At 71.6% G+C, this 11,870-nt stretch carries 8 protein-coding genes; 7 read left to right on the top strand and 1 reads right to left on the bottom strand.

All coding sequences use genetic code 11. The features are described from left to right. Positions 1 to 349: 349 nt before the first annotated feature. On the bottom strand, positions 350 to 2,056 hold the full coding sequence (locus AAHZ94_RS00965; protein ID WP_349989876.1) for an ALF repeat-containing protein: 1,707 nt from the start codon (positions 2,054 to 2,056) through the stop codon (positions 350 to 352). A 665-nt stretch (positions 2,057 to 2,721) separates the two neighbouring features. Between AAHZ94_RS00965 and AAHZ94_RS00960 the strand changes: the two genes are divergently transcribed. From AAHZ94_RS00960 to AAHZ94_RS00930, 7 genes are all read left to right on the top strand, one after another. Further along, complete coding sequence (locus AAHZ94_RS00960) at positions 2,722 to 3,216, top strand: hypothetical protein (protein ID WP_349989875.1); 495 nt, start codon at positions 2,722 to 2,724, stop codon at positions 3,214 to 3,216. Between the two features lie 422 nt (positions 3,217 to 3,638). Continuing rightward, positions 3,639 to 5,276 carry a trypsin-like serine protease gene (locus tag AAHZ94_RS00955; RefSeq protein WP_349989874.1) on the top strand — a complete coding sequence of 546 codons (1,638 nt, stop codon included), beginning with the start codon at positions 3,639 to 3,641 and terminating at the stop codon, positions 5,274 to 5,276. Positions 5,277 to 6,230: 954 nt separating this feature from the next. Continuing rightward, complete coding sequence (locus AAHZ94_RS00950) at positions 6,231 to 7,040, top strand: ABC transporter permease (protein WP_349989873.1); 810 nt, start codon at positions 6,231 to 6,233, stop codon at positions 7,038 to 7,040. Then, entirely contained in the window at positions 7,013 to 7,906 is an 894-nt protein-coding gene (locus AAHZ94_RS00945; protein ID WP_349989872.1) for an ABC transporter ATP-binding protein, read from the top strand. The genes AAHZ94_RS00950 and AAHZ94_RS00945 overlap by 28 nt, the downstream gene beginning before the upstream one ends. Positions 7,907 to 8,068: 162 nt before the next feature. After that, entirely contained in the window at positions 8,069 to 9,112 is a 1,044-nt protein-coding gene (locus tag AAHZ94_RS00940; RefSeq protein ID WP_349989871.1) for an ABC transporter substrate-binding protein, read from the top strand. After that, the gene (locus AAHZ94_RS00935) at positions 9,112 to 10,317 is read left to right on the top strand and encodes an LLM class flavin-dependent oxidoreductase (RefSeq protein WP_349989870.1); all 1,206 of its coding nucleotides are present in this window, start codon (positions 9,112 to 9,114) and stop codon (positions 10,315 to 10,317) included. The genes AAHZ94_RS00940 and AAHZ94_RS00935 overlap by 1 nt, the downstream gene beginning before the upstream one ends. 450 nt (positions 10,318 to 10,767) lie before the next feature. After that, a complete protein-coding gene (locus AAHZ94_RS00930) occupies positions 10,768 to 11,820 on the top strand; it encodes an NAD(P)-binding domain-containing protein (protein WP_349989892.1) in 1,053 nt (350 codons plus the stop codon). Positions 11,821 to 11,870: the final 50 nt, after the last annotated feature.

Genomic DNA, 11,870 nt, shown 5'->3' with positions numbered 1-11,870 from the left:
GTCCAGGTCGATCCAGGAGAGGACGTCGTCCTCGCCTGCGGCCAGGGCGAACTGTGCGGCCTCCCGGGTCCAGGCGCCCGGCGCGTTCAGGAGTCCGGCCGCCGCTTTGCGTCCCAGTTGCACTGCCGTCGTCAGGTCATCGTCGTTCAGCGCCTGCTCGGCCTTGGCAATCGTCTCTTTGAGGGCCTTGTCGATCAGGTCGGCCTGGGTGTGCTTGTCCCGGTAGGCTTCCAGCTCTGCGGCCTCGATGCGCGCCAGTTCCCGGGCCTCCTCCAGGCCCTGCTTCTTGTCCGCCTCCAAGCTGGCCAGTTCCGCCTCGCGGGCGGCCCGCTCCACCGTGATCGCCTTCTCAACCGTCGCGGTGGCGATGTCGGCGGCCTTCACCGCCTCGGCCGCGTGGGCGGTGGACCTGTTCGCGTAGTCGAGGGCCTCGCCTGCGTGCCGCACTGCCTCCTCGGCCGCGCCCGCCGCCTTTTCCGCGTGGTCGGCCGCCGAGTTGGCGGCGTCGCGCGAGGCGCGCGCCGCGGTCGCCGCGGTGTTGGCCAAGGCTTGGGCGGTAGAGGCGGCGTTGGTGGCCTGGTTCGCCGCGGTCGCCGCGATCTCCGCCTGGTGTCGCGCCTCGGCCGCGTCCTTCTCGGCCTTGCCGGCGGCCACCGCGGCCTGGGCCGAGGCGTGCGCCGCTGCTGAGGCGTTGCGGGCGGCGGAGGCGGCGCTGAGGCCGGCGTCGGCCGCCTGGGAGGAGGCAACCGCCGCGTGGTCGGCCGCCGTTGCCGCCGACCGCGCCTGGGCCGCCGCGTTGCGCGCCTCGATCGCGGCGTCCTTCGCCGCGTTGGTGTGTGCGGCGTCCTTGGACGCGGCGATCGCGGCGTTGTACGCGCGGGAAGCGGCGGCCCCGGCCGTGGGGGGGGGGGGGGGGGGGGGGGGGGGGGGGGCCGGGGGGCGGCGGCGGGGGGGGGCCGGGGGGGGGGGGGGGGGGGGGGGCGCGGGGGGTGGTGTCGGGGGGGGCGGGGGGGCCCCGGGCCGGCGCGGCGGCCTGGGCGGCGGCGGTCGCGGCCCAGGAGGCCCGGCGCGAGGCGGCCACGGCGGCGTGGGACGCCTTGATGGCGGTTCGGGCCGCGTTCGCAGCGCCTTCGGCGGCCTCGGTCGCCTTGCGCGCCGCCGCACCGGACCGCTGGACGTCCTCCTTGGCCAGCTCGGCTTCGGCCGCCGCCTTCTCGGCCGCCTCCTTCGCCTTCTCGGCCGAACTCTTGGCGCGCTCGGCCGCCTCGACCGCGAGGTCGGTCTGGTTGCGCGCGTGCCGCCCCTCCCGCTCGACCACCGCGACGAGCTCTTCGATCGTGGATGCTTCCTGGTCACGGGCTCGGGCGAGGTGCTGGCCCGTGTCGAGGTACCACTGCACGTCCTCGGCCGTACCGCTGAGGGCCCGGTCGGCGTACTTGCGGACCTCCGGGCCCGCGGTGCGCATGGAGCTGATGATCTCGACCCTGGCGTCCTCCGCGCGTGCCGCGAACTGACCAGACGTCAGATAGTCCTCCAGGGCCTTGCGGGTGTTGGCGTCCAGGGCTGCCGAGCCCTCCCGTTTGACCGCAAGGCCCGCGTTCTTCATCACGGCGAGCGTGGTGACGCGCAGGTCCTCCAGGATGGCCGAGCGGAAGCCGTCCTTGACGAATGTCGCTATCGCGCCGTCACCTTGGCTGAGGGCCAGGCCGGCCTCGCGGCGCGTGCCCGTGCCGCCGTGGGCCAGGTAGGTCAGGACCGCGACGCGGCTGTCCTCCACGGTCAAGCGCGGCAACTGCTCGGCGAGGAAAGTGGAGATGGCGGCATCGTCACCAGTGAGCGCGTCGGTGGCGGCTTGCTTGACCGCCCGCCCACCGAGCGCCCATGCCTTGACCACCTTCGCGCGCTCGGTGTCCGGAAGCGCGAACGGATCGACCGGCTGATCCTCGGACCCGGCGGCCCGGGCCGGGAGGGAGAAGGCCCAGGGGGAGGAACTTGCGGCCGTGACGGCGGCCAGAGCGCCGACGAGGCGACGCCGGCTCCAGAAGGTTGTCTGCATGCGAATACCGTTCACGTCGGGCCTGCCGATGAGCAGGCCGGTGGTTGACCGTTACGGCGGGAAGTCCATGTCGTGCCATTCGCGGCAGCGTGTCGGCACCGCGTGCTGCACGGGTGCGGCAAGTGGTCTTCCCTGCCCTGCGCTTCCCTGAGGAAGACGCACAGGCTTCATGCGAGAAATAGGGAGTGTTCTATTCCGAACTAACCCCGAGCGAAGCGATGTGAGACGGAATTCTCACACATGCACACGCGCCACCGGAAGAGTCGGCTTCCACCATTAAACAGGCCTGACGCTTCCGCTTGCATTCACAAGTTCTTCATGTTTCGACGCCGCATTTAGGCACACCAGGAAGTCACGTATGCAACATATAGCCCTCAAGCCCCCCGCGACATGCGCAGAGTGCACCAAATAAGAAGAATGGACATCCCATAAATACGGCGGGGCCTATACGGAACCATCACAGTCGCCAATGACAATGACCGAGAAATGTCAAGGCCCCTTGCGCGCGTTTTTCGGCTCAGAATGGCCGATAACTGTATCGAGGCGGAAACCAGGTGACTGAAGGATGAGGCCACTCGTCGTGCGCCGTCGAGGCCGTAACCTCCGGGTTTGCCGGAGTGTGCCCCGCAACCGGTGGCCGGAGAGCAACTACCGAAAGGTTCGCAATGCATCTGTCACGATGGATATTCTCCGGCTCGATCGCATGCGTGGCGGTTCTCGGCGTGAGCGCGGGAATGGTGGGAATGAGCAGTGCGGCTCCTGGAGACACTCCCGCCCAACCCCCCTTGGCCGTAGAGGACTTCAGCTACCCGAACGCGGACAAGATCTTCGCCGAAGAGGGCATCCGCCTCAAGAGTGGCGATGGCCACATCACGCTGACCACGTGCGACAGCGAGTCCGGATTGATCGAAGTGTGGGCCCGAAGCCGCCCGCGCGACAGGTACTGCTTCAAGGTGACCGGGGACAGGGGGTATCTGAGCCTGGACCTCCCGTCCGTATTCGGCGTCAAGGGAAACAGCTACAACACCGAGGTGAACATGACCGTGGCCGGAACGACGAAGTCCTTCGACATTGAGAAGAACATCTGGACTCCGGTCGGGGAGATAGGCGACGACCAGGGACGCCCGCACACACTGGTGGAGATCATCAGCGTGAAGTAGGCGCCGCCGAAGGCGGATCGGCATGCCCGCCCGCTCGGTGATCCATCCGCCGTGCGCCCCTTCGGCGCTCAAACCACGATGTGCCCGCGGGCCCTGACAGCCCGCTTCCCACAGGCGCGCCCGCACGGCACCTGCGACATGCGGCGGTGACACACCCTCGCTCCTGCTGGCATGGGATACCCGGCGACCACCCCACACGCAACCCCGGCCCGCTCGCCCCCCGACAGTCCGCAACCAGCGGCTTGACGGAGCGGCTTGACGGAGCGGACTGAAGACACCGGAACCAGTCGCCGACGCCGCCCCCGGGAACGGGGGCGCCCCTCCCCAGCCCTCTCGTCGCCCCTCTTGGCCACGCCAATGCGCCGCTCGCGTACAGGGCGCACCCACCACCGTCTGCTCGACCCGCCCCGCGGAAGGAAATCATGCTCGCACCCCGCTCACGTTCGGCGCGTACCACCGGTGTCCTGGTCTCCGTCGCCGCCGTTTCCACCGGCATGATCGGGTCTACTCCGGCCCGGGCGGTGACCGGCCCCGACGCCGCTGCCGGCGCGTACACGTCCGTGGCACAGCTGAACATCGGCGACCGACCCAGCCCGCGCGCCTGCACCGCGGTCCTCGTGGACGAACGGTGGCTGGCCACTGCCGCGAGTTGTTTCGCCACCACCCCCGGCGAGCAGGTACCCGCGGGCAAGCCGGCGGTGAAGAGCACGGCCACCCTCAGCGACGGTCGGATCATCGAGGTCGTCGAACTCCTGCCCCGTACCGACAGGGACCTGACCCTCGCCCGGCTCGCCACTCCCGCCACCGCGATCGCGAGCGTCAAGCGCGCCACCACGGCCACCGACGCCGGCGCCACCCTCACGGCAGCCGGGTTCGGACGCACCCGGGCCGAATGGGTCCCGGGCAAGCTGCACACCGGGGCGTTCACGGTCGACTCCACCGAAGCCACCACGCTGGCCATCACCGGCAAGGGCACCGACGCCCTCTGCAAGGGGGACACCGGCGGGCCGCTGGTGAACGCCTCTGGTGAGCTCGTCGCCATCAACAGCCGCTCCTGGCAGGGTGGTTGCCTCGGCACACCCGTCACTGAGACCCGCACCGGCGCCGTCTCCGTACGGATCGACGACCTCGATGACTGGATACAGCAGGCCCGCGCCCTGACACCCGGCTGGAAGGCCGAAACCCTCGTCCAAGCGGGAAACACCCTCTACCAGGGGATTCGGCTCGCGGACGGCTCCTGGACCGGATTCACCGACGTCCAGGCCAGGCTGGGAGACATCGGCGGCGTACGCACAGCCGCTGCCGCAGGCATCGACGGTGACACACATGTGGTGGTAGTGGGGAACGACGGCCGCATCCGCCACGCCCGGCGCACCGCAGACGGCAGGTGGGGCGGTTACGGGGACGTGGGAGCCGTCGCCGGAGTCCTCCGCAACGTCACGCAGGTATCCACCGTCTCCATCGGCGGCGACCTGCACGTCGTCGCGGTCGCGGACGCCAGGCTCTTCCACGCAGTACGGCACGCCAACGGCGATTGGACGGGATTCGGCGACGTCACTTCGGTCCTCGGCTCCCCGGGCACCATCACCTCCGTCGCCACCGCCAGTGCGGGAGGCCGTCTGCACATCGCCGCCGTCAGCGGGGGCAAGGCTTTCCACGCCTCCCGCGGCAGCGACGGCAACTGGGCTGGCTGGGGTGACATCGGGCAGGTCGCGGGCCCGATCGCTCCCCTCACGTCCGTGACCATGGCCGGCGTCGGGGACAACGTCCACTTCATCATCGCCACCGACCAGGGCGCTCGCCAACACCACGCGATCCGCTTTGGAGACGGGACCTGGCAGCCCTTCCGGGAACTGTCCGGCCTCCTCGGCAACGTCCAGACCACCTCACTCGGCGCGGCCTCTGTCGCCGGAGAACTCCAACTCGCCGTGCTCACCCCCGACAACCGCCTCCTGCACACCGTTCGCCACGCCGACGGCAACTGGGCTCCGCCCCTCCCGGTCGCCACCCGGGGCATCACTGGCACCTTCGGCTCCATCGCCATCACCGGCACCCTCTGAAGCCTCTCGGTCCGGTCTCCGCGGCGCCACGAGCACCGCGGAGCCCGGCTCTCTGGGAAGCGGCCCGCCACAGGGCGGCACCACTTGACACCTTCTTGGGTGGAACGGGGAAGAGGTCCCCACGTCCGGGACCGGCGGCTGCGCCGAAGCAGTAGCTGTACGTGCCGCAACCGGCCGAAGAGGTTAAGGCGAGCATTCAGCAGGCGGTTTACGGCCCTGGCGGCCCGCTCCTCACCGTCGCCGGCATGTGCCCGCGGTACGACGACCGCGTTGACTCAGCCCCTGTCCCGGCCCGCCTCACCCGGCCCTCAGGACGGACGGGCGCAAAGCCCCCGCAACAAAGGTCCGGTGGGCGAGACGGGGCGTTGACCGTTGTGGAATGCGTCGCTACGTTCGAGCGCATGTCCACGTCAGCCTTGCTCACCACGCGCGGTCACATCGACCTGCTGCGGGTGATCTCCGCCGCCTGTTGCCGCGACTGCTGACAGCTCGTCGCCCCGGGCGCTCGCACTCGTCCGCCCTCTCGCGCTGACCTGCACTCCGGCCCCCGCCCGGCCCGGTCCGGTTGAGTTCGATTCAGCCTGATCAACCGACTCCATCCGATCAGCTTGTTCGATCCGTTGAGGTCGTTCGACGCGTTCAGCCCGTTCGGTCCGTACGGATTCTTGAAGCTGTTCGTCTTGGGGCTGTTCGTCTTGGGGCTGTTCGTCTTGGGGCTGTTGGCCGTTCGGTGGTCGGGGCGGTCTCCCCGACGCCCGCCCTCCGGTGCCGTGCCACCCGCGCATCGTCACGCCGCGGCGCCAGCCGCATCCGCACCGGGCGCGGTCACCAACCCCGCACGCTGCTCCCCACCGCCTCCTCGCCTCCCCCCCCCCCGCTCGCCCGGTCCTTCCCTCCGCATGTCGTGTCGTGCGTACGGGGTCGGCCGGGCCCACCCACTTCCGTGGAGCCCCCATGTCTCCGGTCCTGGAACCGGTTGTTCCGTTGTCCGCTCGTCGGCGGTCCGTGCCGCGCTGGTTGCGTCGCACCACCGGTCCGCTCGTCCTCCTCGTCCTGTGGCAGGTGTCCAGTGCCACCGGAACGCTCAGCCCTGACACGCTGGCCTCGCCCGGCACCATCGCCCGTACCGCCGCCGACATGATCGGGGACGGCACCTTGCCCGACGCCATGGCGGTGTCCGTACAGCGGGTGCTCGTCGGGTTGTTGTTCGGTGGGGTGGTCGGGGTTGCGCTCGCGCTGTTGTCCGGGTTGTCGCGGCTGGGTGAGGACCTGATCGACGCCACCGTGCAGATGCTGCGCAGCATCCCCTGGGTCGGGATGATTCCGCTCTTCATCATCTGGCTGGGCATCGGTGAGGCCCCGAAGATCGCACTGATAGCCCTCGGCGTCGCCTTCCACCTCTACCTCAACGTCTACGCGGGCATCCGCGGCGTGGATGCCCAGCTCATCGAGGCCGGCACCGCGCTCGGGCTCGGACGGTGGGGGCTCGTGCGGCACGTGGTGTTGCCGGGCGCGCTGCCCGGGGCGATGACCGGGTTGCGGTACTCGCTGGCCACCGCCTGGTTGGCGCTGGTCTTCGGCGAGACGATCAACGCCGATGAAGGGATCGGCTTCCTGCTCAACCGGGCCCGCGAGTTCTTCCAGACCGATGTGATCGTGGTCTGCCTGCTCGTCTACGCGGTCCTCGGGTTGCTCGCCGACTTCATCGTTCGCACTCTGGAAAGGCTGTTGCTGCAATGGCGACCGACGTTCACGGGCGCATAAGCCCGGTGGAGAAGGTGACCGAGGGCGGGCCTGCGGCCACTGCCGTACCACCGGTCACCGCTCCGACCGCTCCGCCGGCCGCCGCCCCGGCCGACACCCGAGCCAGCGCACGGGATGACGCCGGAGTTGACACAGGGGACGACGTGGCCGTCCGGGTCGCCGGGCTCAGCCGGTCCTTCGACGGCCGCCGGGTGATCAATGACCTTCAACTCACCGTACGAGCCGGCGAGTTCGTCGCCCTGCTCGGGCGCAGCGGCTGCGGGAAGTCGACGTTGCTGCGGGTGCTCGCCGGGCTCGACCGGGAGATCGATGGGCAGGTGTGGGTGCCGAAACAGCGGGCCGTCGCCTTCCAGGCGCCGCGGCTGATGCCCTGGAAGCGGGTGTGGCGCAATGTGCTGCTCGGCCTGCCGGGGCGGCCGAACCGGGCCACCGCGGAACGGGCGCTCGCCGAGGTGGGACTCGCCGAGCGGGCCGGCGCCTGGCCCAAGACGCTCTCCGGCGGTGAGGCCCAACGTGCCTCGCTGGCACGGGCATTGGTACGCGAACCGGACCTGTTGCTGCTCGACGAGCCGTTCGGCGCGCTGGACGCGCTGACCCGGATCACGGCGCAGCGGCTGGTGGCCGACGTCTGGCAGCGGCGCGGCTGCGCGGTGTTGCTGGTGACGCACGACGTGGACGAGGCGCTGTTGCTGGCCGATCGGGTGCTGGTGATGGACCGCGGTGTGATCGCGTACGAGACGCCGGTGGCACTGGACCGGCCGCGTGACATCGGCGATCCGGCGTTCGCCGCGCTCCGTACCGAACTGCTCGACCGGCTCGGGGTCGCCACCCCGGCCTCCGGTCCCGTAACCCGGAAGGACGGTTGAGCCGGTGGAGCCGTCACCCACCTCGTACGCCCCACACCCGACGTCCCCGCGGAACGCACCGAGCGCACCGAACGCGCAGAGCGCCGCAAGGCACACCCGCGCCGCACCACCCACCCCTCCGCGACCCACCGTCATCCACCTCCCAGAAGGGGAACCGCTGCGATGAGAGCGCGCACGACCACGGCCCTCTCGGCCCTGCTGCTTCCGTTGGCCCTGTTGGCGGCCGGCTGCTCGGGGACCTCGTCCGCCAACAGTTCGGGGGGTGGCGGCAACACCGACGGAAAGGGGTCGGTGACGCTGAACGTCGGTGACCAGAAGGGGGGTTCGGAGGCGGTGTTGCGGGCCGCCGGGGAGCTGGACGACCTGCCGTACAAGATCCGGTGGTCCACCTTCACGTCGGGGCCGCCGCTCCTTGAGGCCGTGAACGCCAAGGCGGTCGACATCGGGGCGGTGGGCAACACCCCGCCGGTGTTCGCCGGCGCCGCGAAATCCAAGATCAAGATCGTGGCGGCCACGCACGGCACCTCGTACGGCGAGGCCATCGTGGTCAAGACGGGCTCCGACCTGCGTACCGTCAGCGATCTGAAGGGCAAGTCGGTCGCGGTGGCCCAGGGCAGTTCGGCGCACTACCAGTTGACCTCGTCGCTGGCCAAGGCCGGTCTGTCCCTCAACGACGTGCAGGTCTCGCTGCTCCAGCCGGCCGACGCGCTGGCCGCGTTCACCCGGGGCAAGGTGGACGCCTGGGCGATCTGGGACCCGTACACCTCACAGGCACTGCGGCACGCCGACGCCCGGGTACTGACCACCGGGCAGGGGGTGGTCAACGGGCTCAGCTTCCAGGTCGCGGCGCCGACCGCGCTCGCGGACGACGCCAAGTCCAAGGTGATCGGCGACTACCTGCGGCGGTTGCGGAGGGCCCAGGACTGGGTCTTCAAGCACCCTGAGGAGTGGGCGAAGGTGTGGTCGAAGGAGACCGGGCTGCCGTACGAGACGGCGCTCGACTCGGTGCGGCGCACGCACGGCACCCGGGTGCCGGTGGCCGTGGACGACCGGGCGGTCGCCTCCGAGCAGCAGATCGCCGACACCTTCGCCGACCTGGGGCTGACCCCGCGCAGGTTCTCCTTCGCCGACCTGGTGGACACCCGGTTCAACGGCGACCTGCCGCCCTCAAGCACCGCACCGCGTTCCTACCGAGAGGGCCGTTGATGTCCGTCCACCTGCACTGGTTCCTGCCCACCGGCGGCGACGGCCGCACCCTGGTGGACCGGCACGCCTATACCGACGGCGGCGTGCGGCGCGCCCCGATCGCGCCGGTCAGCGGGGTGCGCGCGCCCGACGTCGACTATCTGACGCAGATCGCCAAGGCCGCCGAACTCCTGGGCTTCGAGGCCGTGTTGACGCCCACCGGCACCTGGTGCGAGGACGCCTGGCTGACGACGGTCGCCCTGGCCCAGCACACCGAGCGGCTGAAGTTCCTGGTGGCCTTCCGGCCCGGGGTGATCTCGCCGGTGCTGGCCGCGCAGATGGCGGCCACCTATCAGCGGATCACCCGCGGCCGGCTGCTGCTGAACGTGGTGACCGGCGGGGACGGGGTGGAGCAGCGCAGGTTCGGCGACCACCTGGACCACGACCAGCGGTACGCGCGGACGGCCGAGTTCCTTTCGGTGGTCCGCGGTGTCTGGGGCGGGCAGCCGTACGACTTCGCCGGTGAGCACTTCCGCATCGAGGGTGGGTTGACCGCGCTGCCGCCCGACCCGCTGCCGCAGGTCTTCTTCGGTGGCTCCTCGGCGGCTGCCGGGCCGGTGGCGGCCCGGCACGCGGACGTCTATCTGACCTGGGGCGAGCCGCCGGCGCAGGTACGCGAGAAGGTCGAGTGGATCAGGGGGTTGGCCGCCGCCGAGGGACGTACGGTGCGGTTCGGCATCCGGCTGCACACCATCTCGCGGGACTCGGCCAAGGAGGCGTGGACCACCGCCGAACGGCTGCTCGACGACCTGGACGCGGACACGGTGGCCGCCGCGCAGCAGGCGCTGGGGCGCAGCGAGTCGGTGGGCCAGCAGCGGATGCTCGCGCTGCACGGCGGTTCGCGGGACGGGCTGGAGATCGCACCCAACCTGTGGGCGGGCGTCGGCCTGGTGCGCGGCGGCGCCGGTACCGCCCTGGTGGGCAGCCATGCACAGGTCGCCGATCGGATCGAGGAGTACCACGCACTGGGCATCGACCACTTCGTGCTGTCGGGCTACCCGCATCTGGAGGAGGTCTACTGGTTCGGTGAGGGTGTGCGCCCCGAGCTCGCGGCGCGCGGGTTGCTCGCGCCGGTGGCGGGCCCGGGCGCCCCGCCGACCACCAACGGCCACCCGGCGTCCGCGCCGGGCGGCGGCGCACCGCTGCTGATTGCCGGGGGGCGGTGAGGGGCAGCGGTGCCCCCGTCCGGCCCCGCCCGCGCGAGCGGGGCCGGACGGGCTCTCCCGACGACCGAGGGCCGACGACCGAGGGCTGACGGCTGGCCTCTGACGGCCGACGGCCGGTTGGTCCCGGCCGCCCGGGTCCGGGCGGCCCAGGCCCCGCGACCCCGGTGCCGCGCGCTCCCGCCGCCGGGTCGGACACCACCGGGCTCGACACCGCCAAGCGCGACACCACCGGGTGGGAAGAGATCGCACCCCACCCCGGTTAGTAGAAACGTGAACGATATTGCGGCGACGGTGCAGGATCGGACGGTACGGCCGGGGCGGCCGGTGGATGCGGCGGCGCGGCAGGTGGGAACGGCCGCCCAGCCGGCAGCTACGGCTGCGCGGCCCGCGGCAAGCTCGCCCGCCACGCCCGCGGCAGGCCGCCAAGCGGGGCCGCGCCGCGTCGACGTCGTGGTCATCGGCGCTGGTCAGGCCGGTCTTTCCAGCGCGTACCACCTGCGCCGGCGCGGCTATCTGCCCGGGGACGGGTTCGTGGTGCTCGACCACTCCCCCGCGCCCGGCGGCGCCTGGCAGTTCCGCTGGCCGACCCTGACGTACGGCAAGGTGCACGGCATGCACGCGCTGCCCGGCAAGGAGTTGGTCGGGGCCGACCCGGAGCGGCCCTCGTCCGAGGTCATCGGGGCGTACTTCGCGGACTACGAGCGGTCCTTCGCACTGCCGGTGCACCGTCCCGTGGACGTGGCCGCGGTGCGGGCGGGCGAAGGGGACCGGCTGCTGGTGCAGACGTCGGCCGGGGACTGGTCGGCGCGGGCCGTGATCAATGCGACCGGCACCTGGGACCGCCCGTTCTGGCCCAGCTATCCGGGGCAGCAGACGTTCACCGGCCGACAACTGCACACGGCGCAGTACCCGGGGCCCGCGCCGTTCACCGGCCAGCGGGTGGTCGTGGTCGGCGGCGGCACCTCGGCCGTGCAGCACCTCCTGGAGATCGCCGAGGTCGCGGCGGCCACCACCTGGGTCACCCGGCGCCCGCCGGTGTTCCGTACCGGCCCCTTCAGCCCCGAGGTGGGACGGGCCGCAGTGGCCCGGGTCGAGGAGCGGGTGCGGCAGGGGCTGCCGCCGCGCAGCGTGGTGTCGGTGACCGGGTTGCCGATGACGGAGGCGATGGAGCGGGCCCGCGCGGCGGGCGTGCTGGAGCGGCTGCCGATGTTCGACCGCCTCACCCCCGACGGGGTGGCCTGGGACGACGGCCGCACGGTCGCGGCCGACGTGGTGCTGTGGGCGACCGGCTTCCGCCCCGTCATCGACCACCTGGCCCCGCTGCGGCTGCGCGAGGAGGGCGGCGGCATCGCCCTGGACGGCACCCGCGCCGTCCGCGACGCACGGGTGCACCTGGTCGGGTACGGCCCGTCGGCGAGCACCATCGGCGCCAACCGGGCCGGCGGCGCGGCGGTCCGGGAGATCCACCAGTTGCTCGGGCAGCCGTCGCCGGCCAGCGTCTGAGCCGGACCGGGCCGGCCCCTGGCGCCCCGCCGACCGGGGGAACGCGACGG

The organism is Streptomyces sp. HSW2009, assembly GCF_040240285.1.
In the GTDB taxonomy this organism is placed as follows: domain Bacteria; phylum Actinomycetota; class Actinomycetes; order Streptomycetales; family Streptomycetaceae; genus Streptomyces.
Note: the sequence above shows the minus strand (reverse complement) of the source record. Positions and strands in the feature narration are given on the sequence as shown.